This is a genomic window from Paraburkholderia dipogonis (assembly GCF_042680985.1).
GTDB classification, from domain to species: domain Bacteria; phylum Pseudomonadota; class Gammaproteobacteria; order Burkholderiales; family Burkholderiaceae; genus Paraburkholderia; species Paraburkholderia phytofirmans.
Genome location: NZ_JBHUFR010000016.1, coordinates 456,175 through 474,102, shown reverse-complemented (window position 1 = coordinate 474,102; position 17,928 = coordinate 456,175). Strand labels below are relative to the sequence as shown.

The 17,928-nt window shown below is 63.4% G+C and carries 12 protein-coding genes; 4 read left to right on the top strand and 8 right to left on the bottom strand.

Annotated features, from left to right (window positions below; all coding sequences use genetic code 11):
- Positions 1–67: 67 nt before the first annotated feature.
- From ACFSNN_RS22250 to ACFSNN_RS22240, 3 genes are all read left to right on the top strand, one after another.
- Complete coding sequence (locus ACFSNN_RS22250; protein ID WP_244322722.1) at positions 68–619, top strand: DUF302 domain-containing protein; 552 nt, start codon at positions 68–70, stop codon at positions 617–619.
- Positions 620–729: 110 nt separating this feature from the next.
- A complete protein-coding gene (gene gcvA / locus ACFSNN_RS22245) occupies positions 730–1,683 on the top strand; it encodes a transcriptional regulator GcvA (RefSeq protein ID WP_244322721.1) in 954 nt (317 codons plus the stop codon).
- A 145-nt stretch (positions 1,684–1,828) separates the two neighbouring features.
- On the top strand, positions 1,829–2,854 hold the full coding sequence (locus tag ACFSNN_RS22240) for an NADP-dependent oxidoreductase (protein ID WP_134455761.1): 1,026 nt from the start codon (positions 1,829–1,831) through the stop codon (positions 2,852–2,854).
- A gap of 146 nt (positions 2,855–3,000) precedes the next feature.
- Here ACFSNN_RS22240 and ACFSNN_RS22235 read toward each other — a convergent pair whose 3' ends face one another.
- The 4 genes from ACFSNN_RS22235 to ACFSNN_RS22220 are packed head-to-tail and all read right to left on the bottom strand — an operon-like array spanning position 3,001 to position 7,392.
- Positions 3,001–4,452, bottom strand: a complete 1,452-nt coding sequence (locus ACFSNN_RS22235) for an amidohydrolase family protein (protein WP_134455760.1) — start codon at positions 4,450–4,452, stop codon at positions 3,001–3,003.
- Positions 4,453–4,496: 44 nt separating this feature from the next.
- Complete coding sequence (locus ACFSNN_RS22230) at positions 4,497–5,702, bottom strand: amidohydrolase family protein (RefSeq protein WP_134455759.1); 1,206 nt, start codon at positions 5,700–5,702, stop codon at positions 4,497–4,499.
- Positions 5,699–7,177 carry a sodium:solute symporter family protein gene (locus ACFSNN_RS22225; protein ID WP_134455758.1) on the bottom strand — a complete coding sequence of 493 codons (1,479 nt, stop codon included), beginning with the start codon at positions 7,175–7,177 and terminating at the stop codon, positions 5,699–5,701. The genes ACFSNN_RS22230 and ACFSNN_RS22225 overlap by 4 nt, the downstream gene beginning before the upstream one ends.
- Positions 7,174–7,392, bottom strand: a complete 219-nt coding sequence (locus ACFSNN_RS22220; RefSeq protein ID WP_134455757.1) for a DUF3311 domain-containing protein — start codon at positions 7,390–7,392, stop codon at positions 7,174–7,176. Before ACFSNN_RS22220 ends, ACFSNN_RS22225 begins: the two co-directional genes overlap by 4 nt.
- 293 nt (positions 7,393–7,685) lie before the next feature.
- Here ACFSNN_RS22220 and ACFSNN_RS22215 point away from each other — a divergent pair, with 293 nt between their 5' ends.
- Positions 7,686–8,567, top strand: a complete 882-nt coding sequence (locus tag ACFSNN_RS22215) for a LysR family transcriptional regulator (protein WP_134455756.1) — start codon at positions 7,686–7,688, stop codon at positions 8,565–8,567.
- 87 nt (positions 8,568–8,654) lie between these two features.
- Here the strand turns inward: ACFSNN_RS22215 and ACFSNN_RS22210 are convergent, their stop codons facing one another.
- The 4 genes from ACFSNN_RS22210 to ACFSNN_RS22195 all read right to left on the bottom strand — a co-directional run bounded on the left by ACFSNN_RS22210 (position 8,655) and on the right by ACFSNN_RS22195 (position 17,857).
- Complete coding sequence (locus tag ACFSNN_RS22210) at positions 8,655–9,422, bottom strand: SDR family NAD(P)-dependent oxidoreductase (RefSeq protein WP_134455755.1); 768 nt, start codon at positions 9,420–9,422, stop codon at positions 8,655–8,657.
- A gap of 205 nt (positions 9,423–9,627) precedes the next feature.
- Entirely contained in the window at positions 9,628–10,542 is a 915-nt protein-coding gene (locus ACFSNN_RS22205) for a LysR family transcriptional regulator (protein ID WP_134455754.1), read from the bottom strand.
- A gap of 86 nt (positions 10,543–10,628) precedes the next feature.
- Positions 10,629–11,351 carry an OmpA family protein gene (locus tag ACFSNN_RS22200; RefSeq protein ID WP_134455753.1) on the bottom strand — a complete coding sequence of 241 codons (723 nt, stop codon included), beginning with the start codon at positions 11,349–11,351 and terminating at the stop codon, positions 10,629–10,631.
- Between the two features lie 80 nt (positions 11,352–11,431).
- Positions 11,432–17,857 (bottom strand): ESPR-type extended signal peptide-containing protein, encoded by a 6,426-nt coding sequence (locus ACFSNN_RS22195; protein WP_134455752.1) that lies wholly within the window; start codon positions 17,855–17,857, stop codon positions 11,432–11,434.
- Positions 17,858–17,928: the final 71 nt, after the last annotated feature.

Genomic DNA, 17,928 nt, shown 5'->3' with positions numbered 1-17,928 from the left:
CTATTTGTCCAACAAGGAGACAACAGTGATTAACTTACGTACTACTGCTTCACGAGTTGCATTGTCTATGGCGGCGACTGCCGCGATCAGCATGAACGTGTTCTGTACGCAAGCGGTCGCGGCGACCGTCGAGGTATCGGAAACAAAGACGATTATCGATCACGTGACCGTCTCTTCCAGCAAACCCTACGCTGCCGTCAAACAGGATCTGGAGAGCCGTCTCGGCCGACTCGACGATCATATCCGCACGCTACTGAAGCAGGACAAGGTCGGCGAATTGCGTGCCGCCCTTCAGAAAGCCGCCGGCAACGACGGTCTTGTGATTCATTACATTGGTCTGCACGGAGACTGGCTCGTGCTGAAAGGACAGCGCAGGAACGGCACCGAGTATTTCACCGGCAATATTCTCACCGCGACCGAAATGACCAGCGTCAATATGGCGGCGGGACTGTACGCGCCATTGCGTATCATGGTCTACGAAAACGCACAGGGCGGTACGACGATCGAATACGATAAGCCGTCGACCCAACTCAGCCAGTTCCACAGCGCCCAGATCGACGTTCAGGGCCGCTCGCTCGACGAACGGCTGGCGAAACTATGTGTTTCGGTATTGCAATAGCAACGTTCGGGACCACGATGTGCTAACTTAGCGCGTCCAGGCGCCGATCGCGTCGAATCACCGCTTACTCCAAGACTGTAGTTTTCCTCTGTATGCCGTCCCCAACCAAGATGTCGCGCCTTCCCCCTCTCAACGCGTTGCGGGCATTCGAAGCCGCCGCTCGTCATCTCAACTTTCGTGTCGCTGCAGAGGAAATAGGTGTCACTCAGGGTGCGATTGCTCAACAGGTGCGCAATCTCGAAGTTGTTCTTGGACATCAGTTGTTCGATCGCCTACCACGCGGGCTCGCGCTAACTGTGAATGGTTCGATTTACTTCTCATCGGTGCAGCGCGCGCTGACGATCATCGCGAACGCAACAGAAGCGCTCACGCACCGGGCATCGAGTTTGACGGTCAGCACGACGCCTTCATTTGCGTCGAAATGGCTCATCCCACGGCTGGCGATGTTTACGGACGCCCATCCATCCATTGAAGTGCGCGTAATCGCGGATCAACAACTCTCGACTTTTAAGGGCGACGGTGTCGATATTGCGATCCGCCACGGCAAGCCGCCTTTCGGTAAGGGACTAGCTGCCGATCCACTCTTTCCGGTCGATATCTACGCGGTCTGCAGCCCTTCATTGGCCGACGCGAGACGACCACTGAAAAAGCCGTCCGATCTGAAGCGTCACGTCTTGCTGCATGATTCGCATAACCTGTGGCCCGAATTTCTCGAAGCGCTGAACGAGGGAGGACATGTCGATGCGAGTAAGGGTCCTCGATTCAGCCAGTCCTCCCTTGCAATCGATGCCGCGATATCGGGCCAAGGCGTCGCTCTGACCAGCGAGCAACTCGTGGAACGGGATCTCGCCGCCGGCCGACTGTGCCGCCTCTTCGATTTCGCGTTGCATCTCTCACTCGGCTATTACGTCGTCTATCCCGAGGACCGGCGCGACTCGGAGACTATTCGGGCAATGCGAGACTGGCTGATCACGCAGGCTCAATATGAACCAAAAGCAGCGACAACAGCCAGGCGATCGCGACAAAGCAGTAGAAAAACTACTGCCAAGCCGGACAAATTATGATTAGACGGCGGCTGTCCATAAAACTAAAATATCGGCGCACGAATGTCTCGCCTCGCTGAATCCGTCATACCCACATCGCAACGGCTTCGTGCGACTCAAGTGATTCGTCCCCACGGCATCGCAATTCGCTCCGGAAATCCAATCCATGAACGCACCCTATTCGAATCGCCAATGGTTCTATGTAAAACGTCCCACGAGTCGCGTCGGATCGGAACACTACGAGCTTCGTGAAAGCGAAATCCCGGGACCGTTGGCAGAGAACGAAGTGATCGTCCGCGCGCGGTATATCAGCGTGGACCCGTACATTCGCATCCAGCAGCACGAGCGCAATACGTATGACGTGCCGCATCCCCTCGGCATCGTGCAACGCTCCGGTATCGTGGGCGAAGTAGTCGAGTCGGCCAGCCCGCTGTTCGCCAAGGGCGACTGGGTGTCGGCTTATTCGGGCTGGCAGCTATATGCGCGGTGCCATCAGAGCGAACTGACCAAGCTCGATCCGGCAAGCGCGCCGGTTTCCACAGCACTCGGTGTGCTCGGCATGCCGGGGCGTATCGCGTGGTTTGGTCTCATGGAAGCCGGCCGGCCGCGCCCTGGCGACACTCTGGTTGTTTCCGGCGCGGCCGGGGCGGTCGGCTCGCTGGTTGCACAGTTCGGGAAAAAGGCGGGCTGCAAGGTCGTGGGCATTGCCGGTGGTCCAGACAAATGCCGATTCCTGCTCGACGAACTGAAGCTGGATCGCGCGGTCGATTATCGGGAACACAAGACGCACGAAGACTTGACGAGCGCGCTGATCGAGGCCACAGGCGGGGTGGACGTTTATTTCGACAACGTCGGCGGCCCGATCACGGATGCCGTGATCCCGCTTATCAAGCGCCGGGCCCGCATCGTGATTTGCGGAGCGATCAGTCAATACGACGGTGGTTTGGACACGCCGGACGTCGGCCCACGATTTTTACAGCACATGCTCTTTCAGCGCGCCACCATCCAGGGCGTGCTGGCCAGAGACTACACCAATCGTATGGACGAAATGGTGGCGCAAGTGGCGCCCTGGGTTAAGAGCGGTGAGATCGTATTCAAGGAGACTTTCGTCGATGGATTCGAACGACTGCCTGCTGCGCTGAATAGCCTGTTCGAAGGCGGCAACATCGGCAAACTGCTCGTGAGGGTTTGAAAAGAATTCGTTTTCGTGCGCGCGGAAAGGTCAAGAGCCGCGAGTAACCCTCAGTCGAAGCCGGGATCAAAGTCATGTGAATTCGATAGCCCAGTGATCGTAACCGGCCCCAGCGCTTCACGCAGAGCGGCGCACAACGGCGCACGCTAGTAATGGCTACGCTGCCAAAGCGTCGACGGCGTGTCGAGCAGGTGACGCAAGCCGCTGCGCTCGAGCATCTGTTCCGCGGCCGCGGTGACGCGCTCCAGTATCTCGCCTTCATCGACTGTCGACACGCGGCCCTCCTCCATCAGGATCTTGCCGCCGACCATCGTCATGCACACGTCGCCGGCATTGGCGAAGCAGGTGACGCGATACACCGGCATGTTCATCGGCATCATGTGCGGCTTGAACAGGTCGACGAGAATGATGTCGGCCAGCTTGCCGGCTTCGAGCGACCCCAGGCTGTCATCTAGTGACAGCGCCTGCGCGGCGTCGATGGTCACCATTTCGAGAACCTTGCCGTGCGGCAGCACGTCCGGGTCGCGGAAATGGCGGCGATGGTAATGCATGCATTGCCACATATGGCGGAACATGTCGTAGCCGCGATCGGGGGCCGCGCCGTCCGAGGCAATCGCCACGTTGACCCCGGCGTCGATCAACTCCGGCACCGGACAGCGTCCGATGATCGACATGATCGCGCTGGGATTGTGCACGATCGACGCACCGGTCTCGACGCAGGCCGCGATGTCGTCGTCCGTCAAATCGATTGCGTGTGACATGAACGATGTTTCGTTCAGCAGTCCCAGCTCGCGATGGGCGAAGGCGAGCGTACCGGCCCGATGTCCGTCCTGGGTGAAGCGCAGCCCGCGTTCGCGGGCAAGCGCCATGTACTGCCCGGCCTGCGCGCGAAATTCCTGCTCGTACGCGGCCTGCTCAGGGTAGTGCTCCGGTGCATAAACGGGCAAGGTCAGCGCAATGCCGATGCGACCACTCGCGTCGCCGTGACACGTGTCGACGATTTCTTTGCAAACCTCATACATGGTGTCGAAATCGACGTCCCGCGTTACGCTGCCGTCCGCTGTATAGCGGGTATAGGCACGCGGCGCGGGCGGACGCGACGGACCGACCGCCACGATCGAGCGCGTACCGGTTCTGACCACCGCGTCGCAATGACGCCGCGCGTACACCGGATCATCGACGCGCATGATCGAATTCCCTCCGCCAAGCAGAGACACGCCGGTCGTCACGCCGGCCTTCAGACGCTCGAGCGCCGTCAGGTGCGACTCCACTTCCCAGAATGTTTCGTCGGACGCTCGCGTGTAAATCGTCTCGCACGCATCGGTCCACGCATCGCCGTCCGCGCCGCCGATGGTTCTGAGCATCGCATGGCCGGCGTGCGCGTGCGCATCGATCAACCCAGGCAGCACGGCCTTGCGGCGCGCGTCGATCACGCGCTCCGCGCAGTATTGCGACGCAAGCGCCGACGTCTCGCCGACCGCGACGATGCGCTCGCCCTTCACCGCGACTGCGCCATCTTCAATCACACGACGCTGCGAATCGACAGTGATCACACAGCCGTTTTTGATCAGTACATCGACCCGTTCACGATTGTCCATACGCGAATCCTCTCCGTGTGCATCGTCCTTCTGAAGCCGTCACCTTACGCCGCCGCGACCAGTTCACCATTGCGCGCGACGATGCGCCCGTTGGCCACCACCAGCTTGCGCCTGGGCCGGCCGACCACCGCTTGCGCGACGGTCTCCGCGTCGACCAGCACGAGGTCCGCCCTCGCGCCGGCATGCAGCCCGTAGTCGTGAAAGCCGCAGCCGCGCGCCGCCGCTGCACTGACGCAGTCGAATGCGATGGCCAGTTCGTCGTCGCGGCGCATGTCGTAGCGCAGGCCGATCAACATCGCGCGTTCGAGCATGTCGGGCGAGCCATACGGCGACCAGGTATCGCGAATGCCGTCGTTGCCGCCAAAGATAGTGATGCCTTTTTCCCGGCAGAGCTTCAATGGCGGAACCGGACGTGACGGCGGCGCCGAGGTCAGGAGGGCCACATTCAGACGCGCAATCCGTTCGAGCAGCACGTCGCGTTCGCGCTCCGGCAATGCACCCAGACAGAACCCGTGGCTGACCACGACCTGCCCATGCATGCCCAGCGCCTCGACACGATCGAGCAGCAGTTTGAGGCTGAACGCGCCGACCTCGCCGGGCTCGTGCAGATGGATATCGATCGGCTTGCGATAACGCTCGGCGAGCGCGAACGTCAGATTCAGCGACGCGACCGGATCGCCGTCGATCAAGGCCGGATCGAGTGCGCCGAGCACGTCCGCGCCGTCGGCGAGCGCGCGCTCCAACAGTTCATCCGTTCCCGGACGGCCCAAAACGCCCGACTGCGGAAACGCCACGATCTGTATGTCGAGCATGTCGCGCATCGTCTGCCGGGTCTGCAGCACACCTTCGAGGTAGCGCGAACCCGCGTCGGTATCGACGTCCACATGTGTACGCAGGCGCGTGGTGCCCGCCTGCACGAAGGCACGCGCAAGCGCGAGCGACTGCGTGCCCGCGTCGTGACCCGACTCCTTGCGCCAGCGCCGCTCATTGTTGATCCGGTCGAGCAGCGTCGCGCCGACCTCGTTGCGATACCACGGCCTGCCCCAGTTGGTTTTGTCGATATGCGTGTGCCCTTCGACGAAACCAGGCAGCAGCAACGCGCCGCCGCCGTCTTCCACAACGGCGCCCGGTCGCGGCGCGAGGTCCGGGCCGAGAGCGGCGATGCGGCCGTCGGCGATCGACACAACCACGGTCTGGCCGTCGGCCAGCCGCACATTGGAAATGACGAGAGAAGAATGAGAAGAAGTCATGTCGATTCGATTGAAGTAGCCATACGGGCCCGCACTGCGCGCTGCACGGCGCTGATCGCGATGAAAACCCCCGCGTTTGCGAATAGCGCCACGAGTCCGGGATTAATGGACGTCAACGTGGCCGGTGCGCCGGGGAACAGGGACGCAAGGGTCACGCCCCGCCAGCTTACGAGCGCTAGCACGCTAGCGCCAGCGACAATCCCTCCGAATGCGGCCTCGCGGGTGCCGAACGGGCGTTTCAGGAAACTCGAAGCGAGCATTGGAAGCAGTTGCGTGAGCAGGCTCGACGAAAAGATCGCCAGCGTAACGAAGGTGGCCCCGCCGACCAGCGTGAAGTAGACCACCACCAGCGTGAACAGCGGCAGCGCGATGCGAGCAACGCGAGCGACCTGCTGCTCCGTGGCGCGCGGCGCGAAGCCTTCGCGATAGATGTTGCGCGCGATCGTCGTCGACGCGTTGAGCATGATCAGCGAACCCGGCACGAGCGCGGTGAGCAGCCCGGCGCCGCCCACAATGCCGACGAACCACGGCGCGAACGTCTGCTTGACGAGACGAAGCAGCGCCAGATCGGTTTGCGCGCCCTCGAGCCCGTGAACCGTCAGGGTGGCGGCAAAGCCGACGAGAAACAGGAAGGCGATCAGCACCTGATAGATCGGCATCATCACCACGTTGCGGCGCAGCGCCTTCGCGTCGCGGGCCACATAGACGGCCGTAAAGCCGTGCGGGTACAGGTAGTAGCCGAGAGAAGTCAGCAGGATCGTCGAGTTGTACCAGCTCAGGTTGAAGCCGTGTTCAGGCATTCGCAGCAGCTCGGGATGCACCTCGTTGATGCGCGTGAACATGGCGCCGATGCCGCCGTAATAGTGCAGCGGCAGATAGAGGCCGAGGAAAATGGCTAGCCCGAGGATCAGCACGTCCTTCACCACCGCGATGCTCGCGGAGCCGTGAATACCCGACACGGTCATGTACACCGTCATCAGAATCGCGCTGATCCAGATCGCGACGGCCGGCGGGATCGTGCCGTACGACATCTCCGACACGATGATGCCGAGCCCGCGCAACTGGATGATCAGCAGCGATACCATCGCGAAGACGGCGACGATGGATACGAGCACGCCAATGCTACGGCTCTCGTAGCGCGACGCGAAATAGTCGGCGAACGAGACCAGATCGCGTTCTTTCGAATAGCGCCAGATGGCGGGCAGCATCCAGTAGCCGATCACGTACGCGAGGCAGCCGTACGACAGAATGTAGAAAGCAGGAATGCCTTTACTGTAGGTCCAGCCGCTCGCGCCGAGAAACGTGAAAGTCGAGAATGCTTCACCGGCCATCAGCAGGAAGGTAAGCAGCGAACCGAAGCCGCGGCCGCCGACTGCCCATTGTTCGAGACTCAGCTTCTTGCCGCGGCGGGCGAACAGTCCGATCCCCAGTGCAAACGCGGCGAACAGGATGATGATGATTAGCGCCACGTTCATTGCCGGCCTCCGTTCGGGTTGGCGGCATTCATCGCTTCATCGCGGGTGTCGAGGTAAAGGATGAAAGCGAGAACGGCAGCCGTGCCGGCCATCCAGATCAGGTTCCATGACAGCAGGAACGGCATCCCGAAGAGCATCGGCAGATGCTCCGCGAGCGTGCCGCCCGAGTACATGCCAATGAATGGCAGCGCGGCGAGGAGGAGTCGGAGTTTCATATGAACCTTGCGCGAAGGACGTGAACGCTCGATCAGAAGCTGGGGTTGGGTCGATGCACCGCATCGCCACTCACCGATGTTATCTAGACAACCTCGCATTCAAAAATGAAATGTTCCACTGATAGCCAGTTGGAAATCGAATAGCGGCGAGAACACGTTTCTATTCTTTGGTTACCTTACGGATGCCCCGTAAACGAAACGTAGGCTTGCGGTTCGTTGGGGCGGTGCAATATTGCCGGCCTGCCCCATGCGTGATACAAGTCGGCGAGGACATTCGGAAATCAGATAGCTCGATGGCAAACAGTGCAAAAACGCGTAGGCCGCTGTTCGATCTGGATCTGCTCAAGGCGATCGTCATGGTCGCCGACTGCGGCACATTCACCGCCGCGTCCGCGCGGCTCCACTCCACCCAGTCCACGGTTAGCCAGAAAGTGCGGCGGCTGGAGGACATGGCCGGGCATAAACTTCTCGATCGCGGAAGCCGGGATGTGCGTCCAACCGATGCCGGCGAAACGCTGCTTGGATACGCACGCCGAATGCTCGCGCTCAACGATGAAATGATCGAAGCGCTGTCGGGCGCGACCGTGGGGCTGACTGTCCGGTTCGGCGTGCCGGAAGACTTCGTTGGCGGACCGACGACGCATGTGCTCGCCACGTTCAACCGCAAGCATCCGCAAGTGAAACTGGAAGTCACCAGTGGCTTGAGCCGCGACTTGAGCGCTAGCTTCGATCGCGGCGACCTCGACCTTGCCATCGTCAAACAGCGGCGTAACAGCCGTGAAGCCGTCGCGACCTGGCCCGAGCAATTGAGGTGGATCGACAGCGTAAAGAACCCTTCTATCCAGCTCGATCCCGTTCCGCTCGTCGCGTTTCCGCCGCGCGGCCTTTATCGCGACGACATGATCAACACGATCGAAGCACTCGGGCGCCGCTGGCGGCTCAGTTTCATCAGTTCGAGTTTGAGCGGCATCCAGGCCGCGGTTGCGGACGGTCTCGGCGTCAGCCTCCTGCCCGCGCGCGCCGTCACGGCGGAACACGTCGTCTTGACGCCGAAAAGCGGGCTTCCGCCGATCAAGACCATGGATATCGCCCTCCTGCATCGCCCGACCGCTGACCCGGTCGTGAAAGAACTGGCGCGTGCGCTGACCCGGATGTTGGGGCCGCAGCGGCGCTAGGCAGCGAGAAAGCACTCGAGTGGTCGAGACGTGCCACGCGCAGTTCTTCCCGCTGATCGGCAATCTTGCAGATTTTCCTGGCCCGCCTCAGGCAATCCATCCACCGTCGACCGTCAGGCTTTCGCCGGTCGTGTAGCCTGCCTCGGGGCTGGCGAGATAGGCGACGGCCGCAGCGATTTCCGCCGGTTTGCCGAAACGGCCGACGCTCGCGAGCTTTGTCATCGTCGCGTGATCTTCCGTGCCGGGCTGCGGAGCAAGTTCTGTATCGATCGGACCGGGCTGAACAGCATTCACGGTCACGCCGTATTTGCCGAGTTCACGCGAGAGCCCGCGGGTGAAGCCTCTGAGAGCGAACTTCGACGCGATATAGAGCGTCACGCCAGGCAGTGGCGCGGCTTCGCCAAAGGCCGAGCCGACGTTGATGATGCGCCCCCAGCCCGCCGCGACCATGCGCGCCGCCGCGTCTTTTGCCAGTTCGATCGGCGCACGAACATTCAGGTTGAAGTGCGTGTCGTATGAGCTCTCCGAAGAATCGAGAAATGGCCCGTATTCGACCGTGCCCGCGTTGTTGACAAGGATGTCTAGCCGCCCTTCGAAACGGCCGCCGAACGCGCCGTTCAGCGAGTCGATGAGGCTTCTGACGCCTTCCGGTTTCGACAGGTTGGCGCCCACGGCTTCAGCCTCGCCGCCGGCATCGCGGATCTCCTTGACGACTGCTTCGGCGCGTTGCGCACTCGACGCATAGTGAACGATGACGGATGCACCATCGCGCGCAAGACGTGCCGCAATGGCTGCACCGATTCCGCGCGAAGCGCCGGTAACGAGGGCGAGTTTGCCTTTCAGAGCTTGAGTCATGGTTTTCCTCAACGGGTAGGTTTTGAATCGGTCCTCCGGCATGAACTGCCAAAAGAGACCGCTGTATCAGAGCCAATCTTCAATGCATTGGTTGATGCGTATCCTCCGCTCAGGTGGCGTCGTACGGTAGTCGTGGCCGGGGAATAGCTCCTATTCCCGCGGCAAGGGAGCGGATCGAGGCCAATCGAACCCGGCTGCACTGGGGCTAGGCGATTGGCTTGTCGCTGGATGCGTCCTCATTGAGAATGTGCGCGACGAACGCGACGAAGGCCCGCGCTTTCGTTGTCGCCATACGCCCGGCGGGAAAAACTGCCCACACGTCGATGGTCGGCAAGGTCCAGTCAGTCAGGACGGCCTGCACCGTGCCATTCGCGAGTTCAGGTGCGAACATCCATTCCGATGCGACAGCAAGGCCCATGTGAGCGAGCACTGCCGTGCGCATGCCTTCAGCTGCGTTCACGCTGATTCGGCCGGACAACATCACGGTTGAATCCGATCCGTCATCGCGGCTGAACAACCACGATTCACCGCCGCCTCGCAACGAATAGACGACCGCCTGATGCCGGCTGAGGTCGAGAGGTGTTTGCGGAAGTCCGGCTTGCGCGAAATATGACGGCGTGCCGACTACGAGCCGCCGTCCGTTCGCGATGCGACGCGCGGTCATGCTCGAGTCGTCCAGCGTGCCCATACGCAATGCGACATCGACGCCCTCTTCGAGCAAATCGACGGACCGGTCGTCGAGCACGATGTCGATGCTCAGATTGGGGTGTTGATCGAGGAAAGACTTTAGCGCCGGCAAAACGTGCAGCCGGGCGAAGGTCACGGCCGCGCCTATGCGCAGTTGCCCCGACAAGCCATCGGACGACTCGCGCACTGCCTGTTCGGCTTGATCTGCCTCATGGATGGCTCTAAGTGCGTGCTCGTAAAACCGCTGCCCGGCAGCCGTCGGCGCCAGACCGCGTGTCGATCGCAATAGCAAGCGGGCGCCCAGACGTTCCTCCAATTGGGCGACCGCCTTTGAGACAGCCGGCTGACCTAGTTTCAGGCGACGGGCGGCGGCAGAGAATGAACCCGCATCGACCACCGTCACGAAAGTTTCCATCGTCGCCATGCGGTCCATGCGCATCCTCCGGGCAAAGTTGTCGGCGAAAATACGCAGTGTAGCGTTCGCCCGGTCATCGCGAGTTCGTTCGGCGCCGGGCTATCTCACTCTGCGCGAACTTCAACGGAAACCCGCCTGTCCGGTTGCAAGCACGCGATGAGCGACTTGCCGCCGCCGTCCGGACATTGCGTCGTTGCATTGCGGGAGCCCACCCCCGTTGCGTGAATCAACTCACCGTCCAGTCCATGATCAATCATGTACTCCCTCACTGTCTGGGCACGCGCGAGGGACAACGGGTAGTTGACCGTTTCAGGCCCAAGACGGTCGGTGTGACCTACGACAGAAATGAACTGAACGCCGCGACTCTGCCTGATACGCGCGATGACCCGGTCAAGAGCAGCCGCTCCGCCCGGTAAGATCGAAGCGCGGCTCGACTGTCCGAAAGCAAACAGGGCATCGCTTTGCAGCACGAATTCATCGACCGTTTGCGCCACAGGTGCGGCCTGCTGCGAGTCCGCAGAAGCCGCGGTATCCGGCGCGTCACCACACGCGAATGTGAGCCGCCGCGTGACATCGGCCTGGTCATTGTCCGGCAGGAGGCGTCCGACTTTCTGCACAGGCCGAACCGGCTCTCCCTGACAAATCCTCTGGGCCACTTTCATACAGGTAGCCGGTCCTTCGAATATTCCATGACATTCGACCTGATGAAGCCGCGCGCCGTCCGCGGCCGTGATCGTATAGGCGTTAAACGTCGGCCCGGAAGCACTCGAACATCCCGCAAGAAAAATCAGGCTCAGTGACAAACTCCATCCGGAAATCTGCTTCATTGTGTTCTCCATATTATTTTTCGCACGCCCGGTGCGGCGCGCGATCACGTTGTCCGCGCTTGAGCGAAGGCGTCCGCGCACTACCATTGCATGGCCGCGCCCATTCCGAAGGTTGTGCCGCCAGGGCTCATGCCGACGCCGGCTTTCATCTTGATGTTCTCGGTGAGACGCGCGGTTCCGCCCAGCGCCACGGCCTGATACCCACGGAAGCCCGCTGTGCCGATACCGAATGACAACGTCTTGTCCTTGTCGACTTCCGGAATCATCGTCAATGCGGTCGCCGCGGCGATGCCGGAGTAGGCATTGCGCGCGACCGAGTTGATGCCCGATTGCAACTGGTCCACGCGTTGGTCGGTATACGCGTTGGCCTGCGCGAGCCCGGCATTGAGCTGGTCCACGTTGACGGCGTCCGTCCCCTGCGTTCCCGCGGCTACATTCGCCACCTGCCGCGTATCGTTAAGCGAGCCGACGGACACCACGTTGCTGCGGCCTCCGTCCGTGCTATTGGAACCCAGCGCCACCGAGTTATTCCCACTCGCGGCCGCGCCAACCCCGACAGCGGTCGCGCCCGTCGCGCTGGCTTGCGAACTGTTGCCCACCGCCGTGCTATTCGACGCGGATGCCGATGCGCCCTGGCCGCCCGCCGACGAATTCGAACCCGTGGACGACGGTGGCGTCGGCGTGCCGGGCGAGGACGAGAAGCTGCCGCCGTTGTTGGTGGTCCGCTGGTCGATCAGCGTGGTCAGTCGGGTCGACACCGCGTCCAGTTGCGAGACGTTCACCGCATCGGTTCCGGCCTTGCCGGCAGCCACACCGGTGATCTGCCGATTGCCGATATTGACCTCACCCGCGGACGACTGCGGACTGCTCAATCCATACGCGATGTAATTGCTCAACGCGCCAATCGTCGTCACCGATCCCGCGCCCAGCGCAACGCTGTTTGCCATTGTCGCGCTCGCGCCCGGGCCCATCGCGACCGCATCGATGGCGCTGCTTTGCGCCCCCGAGCCGATAGCAATGCCGCCCGCGTTGGCGGCCTTTGCGTTCGCGCCTTGTGCGATCGACTGCGCACCACTTGCGACCGAGCCGCTGCCGAGCGCAATCGCATCGGCCTGTGCCGCGTTCGAGCTCTCGCCGATCGCGACGCCGCCAGGTGCCGTGGCATCGACGACGGCGCCGTTGCCGATGCCCACGCCGTTGTCACCGTTGACCACGGTGGTCGGTCCGACGGCAATCGACTGCGCGCCGACCGCCAGCGAATCCGCCGCCGTCGAATTCGCGTGAAAGTACATCTGCCCGGAAACAGCGAACGACGAGAGCGCGCCCGCAAGCTGTCTGATCGTGACCGCGTCCTGGGCCTGCGTGCCGTCCGCGACGTTGGTCAACTGGCGATAGGTATTGCCGGCCGCGCTGCCGAAAGACACGGCGCCGAGCAAGGTTTGATCAGACGTGTTGAAGGGAATCGCATGGGTGCCATTCGCAATTGAACCGATACCGGACAGGACCGCGCGATTGGACACGGACCCCGAGCCGATCGCGACTCCGCCAGCCACCGACGCGCTCGACAGCGCGCCCAATGCAAGCGCATTGTCCGCTTGCGCGGCAGCGCCGTTGCCGCCGGCGAAGCTGCTCGCCCCGACGGCCGTCGCCCCCACACCCGCCGCCAGCGCATCGACGCCCGTGGCGCCATTGTTGTTGTAGTTGCCACCCTGCGTGCCGCCGTCGTTGACGCTGTAGTAGTGCGTTTTGCTGGCCGTGACTACACCGGCGAGGTTGTCGACAGCCTGATCCGTCGCGTACAGCTGCGAACCGTTCACTGCATCGGTACTGGTTGCGCTCACCCGGGCCGCCGCCACGTTGGTCACCGTGCGCTCATGACCCGCGCTGCCCACGCTCACGGTGCTCGTCGGGGCAGTCCCCGCGTACGTGTAGGCCGTGCCGTTGATCGTGTCGCCAGTCGTTGCCACTGCCGCGGCGGTGGTCGAACCGCTGCCGAGTGCGACCGCGTTGGCGTTGTTCGCCACTGCGCCCTGACCCAACGCCGCGCTGCCAGCGCCGGTTGCGCTGGCAGCCACGCCCGCCGCAAGCGAGTTGAAGCCGGTGGCGCCGTCGTCGGCGTAGTTGGCACTCTGAGTACCGCCGTCGTTGACGCTGTAGTAGTGCGTCTTGTTGGCAGTTACCGCTGTGGACAGACTGCTGACTGCCTGATCGGTCGCATACAACTGCGAACCGTTCACCGCGTCGGTGCTGGTCCCGCTCACCTGGCCCGCCGCCACGTTGGTCACCGTGCGCTCGTGACCCGCGCTGCCCACGCTGACCGTGCTGGTCGGAGCCGTACCCGCGTAGGTGTAGGCCGTGCCGTTGATGGTGACGCCCGGTGTCGCCACCGCCGCGGCCGTTGTCGATCCGCTGCCCAGCGCCACGCTATTGGCGAACGTCGAGCTGGCCCCGGCACCTAGCGCTACCGCGTCGGTAGCGCTGCTTTGCGCGCCGGAGCCGATCGCCACGCCGCCCTGGTTCGCGGCATTCGCGTTGGCGCCCTGCGCAACCGATTGCGCGCCGCTCGCGACCGCGCCGCTGCCAAGCGCCATTGCGTCAGCCGCGGCTGAATGCGATTGCTGGCCGATCGCAACACCGCCGGGCGCCGTTGCATCGACCACCGCCCCGTTGCCGACACCTACGCCGTTGTCGCCGTTGACGACGGTCGTCGGTCCGACTGCGATCGACTCCGCGCCCACGGCGAGCGAATCGGCCGCCGTCGAATTGGCGTGGAAATAGTTCGTGCCCGTGACTGAAAACGACGACAGTGCGCCCGCCAGTTGCCTGACGGTGACCGCATCTTGCGCCTGCGTGCCGTCGGCCACGTTGGTCAACTGCCGGTAGGCCGTGCTGCTGCCGACGGACACTGCGCCAAGCAATGTCTCGTCGGAGGTATTGAACGGAATCGCGTGGGAGCCGTTGGCGATCGATCCCGCTCCGGGCAGAACCGTACGATCCGAAACCGATCCCGAGCCGATCGCCACGCCGCCGACAACCGAAGCCGTTGCTTGCAGTCCGAATGCGGTTGCGTTGTTCGCCAGCGCCTGCGCGCCATTGCCCAACGCCGTGCTGCTCACGCCTGAAGCCAGAGCGCCGACACCCGCGGCCAGCGCGTTGACGCCGGTGGCGCCGTCGTCGGCATAGTTGGCGCCTTGCGTGCCGCCGTCGTTGACGCTGTAGTAGTGCGTCTTGTTGGCGGTCACCGTCGTGGCAAGCGCGTCGACGGCCTGATCGGTCGCGTACAACTGCGAGCCGTTCACCGCGTCGGTACTGGCCGAGTTCAATTGGCCCGCGGCGACATTCGTCACCGTGCGTTCGGCGCCCGCTTTGCCGACGCTGACCGTGCTCGCCGGCGTGGTGCCGGCAAACGTGTACGCGGTCCCATTGATCGTCGCGCCTGGCGTCCCCACCGCGGCGGCTGTCGTGCTTCCCGCACCCAGAGCTACAGCACCGGCGTTGGTGACCGCGGCGCCCGAGCCGATCGCCACGCCTTGCGTCGCCGCGGCCGACACCGTTGCGGCGTCGCCGAACGCGATCGAACCCGCGTTGTTCGCTTGCGATGCATTGCCCAGCGCGACGGCGCCCTGGCCGGTTGCGATATTGGCATTGCCGAGCGCCACCGCGCCCTGGCCGTTGGACGTATTGTTCGCGCCCATGGTTATCGCACCGGTCCCGATCGCCGAGTTCGGATCGCCGATGGCGACCGCGCCGTTACCGCTGGCGGTATTGCCCACGCCGATCGACACCGCCTTGCCGCCGGTGGCGGTTGCCGTCTGACCGATCGCAATGGCGCCGGCCGTGTTCGCAATTGCCCCGCTGCCCTGAGCGATCGAGTCGCCACCCGTGGCTTGAGCCCCGTTGCCCAACGCTATGTCGTTAGCTGTCGTGGGTGCGCCATTTACGCCGGCCACCGCATTCAGGCCCTGGGCGATCGAACCGTTACCGTACGCATTGGCGACCGGTCCCACCGCGATTGCGTCGGTGCCGGTGGGGACACTGTCAGCCAACACCGAATTGGTGTGGAAATATTTGATCCCGCCGCCATTGTTGATGTTGGCAATCGCGGTGGTATTGGTCGACACCTGCTGGTTGGTGGCAAACAGCTGGGATCCATTCACCGCATCCGTGCTCGTGGCATTCAATGCGGCCGGCGCCATGTTGGTGATAGTCACCGCAGACCCGGCTCCCGCTCCGCCGGTCGCACCGAGCGTGATCTTCGTTCCGCCCGCCGCGTCGTACTTGACCGCGATATTGGCGGTGTTGTCGATATTCGTATTCAGCGCGGTCAACGCGCCGGCAACCGTCGTCTGCGGGTTGGGTCCGCTTACTGCTCCGGTAGCGCTGACGGTGTTGACCGGCTGGCTAAAGCCGGTGATATCGCCGGTCGTCGCGCTATAGCTGGCGCCGCCGCCCAACGTACCGGCCGTCGACGCGCCGAGATTATTGACGCCGGCGACAACCGTATTCAGTTGCGAGCCGTTGATCGCGTCGGTGCTGGCAGCCGAAATGACACCGGCCGCCACGTTCTGCAGTTGCCGCTCTTTGCCGGTGGAGCCGACCGACACCACGCCATTCGCCGCGTTCGCAATGCCGGCCGCGGTGCCGCCGTAAAGCGCAGTAGTGCCCGTATGGGGCGCCGCGGTCGTACTGCCCGCGCCCAATGCGACGTCGTTCGCGTTGCTGGTCGATGCGCCGGCACCGAGTGCAATCGCATGGGTCTGGTTGGCCGACGCTGAATCGCCCAACGCCAGCGCGCTCGCGCCGTTCGCGGTGCTCGCGTTGCCCAGCGCGACCGCACCTTGGCCGTTGGCGGTATTGCCGTTGCCCTGCGCTATCGCGCCGTCGCCCGTGGCGGTATTGTTCGCGCCCACGGCGACCGCGCCATTGCCGGTCGCGGTATTGGGATCGCCGATCGCGACCGCGCCGTTGCCGCTCGCGGTCTGCGCCTGACCGAGCGCGACTGCGCCCGTCCCGCCGAGTACCTGCGAATTGTGGCCGCCGGCGAACGAACCCGCGCCGGCTGCGGCAGCGACTGTGCTGCCGTCGCCGATCGCAACCGTCGAGGCGGCGAGCGCACTTGCGGCATTGCCGATGGCGGAAGCATTGGCCGCGTTAGCCGTTGCGGAGGTGCCCATGGCAAGCGCATTTGCGTTGGCGCCCGTCAGCGCCGAGTCGCCTATCGCGATGGACGACGAGCCAGCCGAGCTCGCGCCGGAACCGATCGCAATCGCACGAATGCCCGACGCTGCGGCGCCTGCCACCGTCGCCGGTGCCGACGCGCCGCCTTCCGCGACGGTATCGGATGACCCCAACGCTATCGAATTGGCACCGGTGGCTTTTGAGCCGTTCATCATTCCGAGAGCATTGAGCCCTGAGGCGGCGGCGCCCGCGCCCAAAGCCACGGCATTCTGCGCCGTGGCTTTGGACACGGTGCCCGCGGCCAGCGACGAGGGACCGGACGCAGTCACGTCCGTGCCAACGCCAATCGCGCCCGCCGCCGTTGCGCCCGTGCCCGCGACGGAGCGCGGTCCGAGATAAACGGCGTTCAGACCGCTGGCGATGGACTGGAAACCGACAGCGACAGCATGCGTCCCGGAAGCAGCGGCGGTATAGCCCACTCCGACGGCTGCGGGTCCGCTTGCCACGGCCTGGAAGCCAATCGCCGCCGCATAATCGGCATTCGAGGTGACATCGGTGCCGATGGCGATGGAGGCCGTTCCGGTCGAACCGGTGCCCGCCGCGGTGCGCGCGCCCAGATAAAGGGCGTTTGCACCGGTGGCGCTGGCTCCCGAGCCAACGGCTATGCCGTTCGTCTGGGAGCCGGTGGCTCCGCTGCCCAATGCGACCGCGCCCGAGGCGGCAGCGTTGGCACTCGAACCCATTGCAACGCTGTTGTCCCCGGTTGCTTTCGCCAACGGACCGACAGCAGTGGACACATTCCCGCTCGAGACGACATCGACGCCAATCCCGATAGCCGACGATCCGCTGGCGGTGACATCCGTACCGATGCCAATCGCCGATTGCGAGGTTGCGCCGGTGCCCGGAGCAGCGCGCGCCCCCACGTAAATGGCGTTGATACCATTAGCAATGGCCTGAAAGCCAAGGGACAAGGCATTAATGCCCGTACTGCTGGCGCCATAACCTACCGCGGTGGCTCCGCCGCCAGAGGCCATGGACGCCAAGCCCACGCACGTCGTGCTGCCACTATAGAAGTTATAGGGCGCCGACGCGCAGCTCAACTGCGCTTGCGCCTGCGCGCCCCATCCCCCAAAACCCATTAGCAACAGCACGGTGACGACACGCGGTCCCGAACCGGGCGACACCGCGGCATCCCGCTCGCCGCCGCGTGCGTCGCATACGGAAGCAGCCGCTCCCGACTTTCCCTTGCCGCGCGACGTGTCCAGCTCCGACGCGGCTACGAAGGCGCCTAGCGCCTTGTTCCAGATGGTCCGATATGCTCTGTTCATGTCGTTGCCTCACCAGTTAATTGAAATTCGAAGTTCACAAGTACGAGCATGGATATGCACCCCACATAATC

What these genes read in the sequence shown, in the direction of transcription:
- ACFSNN_RS22250 (WP_244322722.1), top strand. Translation starts at nt 68, where the DNA reads ATGGCGGCGACTGCCGCGATCAGCATGAACGTGTTCTGTACGCAAGCG.
- gcvA (WP_244322721.1), top strand. Translation starts at nt 730, where the DNA reads ATGTCGCGCCTTCCCCCTCTCAACGCGTTGCGGGCATTCGAAGCCGCC.
- ACFSNN_RS22240 (WP_134455761.1), top strand. Translation starts at nt 1,829, where the DNA reads ATGAACGCACCCTATTCGAATCGCCAATGGTTCTATGTAAAACGTCCC.
- ACFSNN_RS22235 (WP_134455760.1), bottom strand. Translation starts at nt 4,452, where the DNA reads ATGGACAATCGTGAACGGGTCGATGTACTGATCAAAAACGGCTGTGTG.
- ACFSNN_RS22230 (WP_134455759.1), bottom strand. Translation starts at nt 5,702, where the DNA reads ATGACTTCTTCTCATTCTTCTCTCGTCATTTCCAATGTGCGGCTGGCC.
- ACFSNN_RS22225 (WP_134455758.1), bottom strand. Translation starts at nt 7,177, where the DNA reads ATGAACGTGGCGCTAATCATCATCATCCTGTTCGCCGCGTTTGCACTG.
- ACFSNN_RS22220 (WP_134455757.1), bottom strand. Translation starts at nt 7,392, where the DNA reads ATGAAACTCCGACTCCTCCTCGCCGCGCTGCCATTCATTGGCATGTAC.
- ACFSNN_RS22215 (WP_134455756.1), top strand. Translation starts at nt 7,686, where the DNA reads ATGGCAAACAGTGCAAAAACGCGTAGGCCGCTGTTCGATCTGGATCTG.
- ACFSNN_RS22210 (WP_134455755.1), bottom strand. Translation starts at nt 9,422, where the DNA reads ATGACTCAAGCTCTGAAAGGCAAACTCGCCCTCGTTACCGGCGCTTCG.
- ACFSNN_RS22205 (WP_134455754.1), bottom strand. Translation starts at nt 10,542, where the DNA reads ATGGACCGCATGGCGACGATGGAAACTTTCGTGACGGTGGTCGATGCG.
- ACFSNN_RS22200 (WP_134455753.1), bottom strand. Translation starts at nt 11,351, where the DNA reads ATGAAGCAGATTTCCGGATGGAGTTTGTCACTGAGCCTGATTTTTCTT.
- ACFSNN_RS22195 (WP_134455752.1), bottom strand. Translation starts at nt 17,857, where the DNA reads ATGAACAGAGCATATCGGACCATCTGGAACAAGGCGCTAGGCGCCTTC.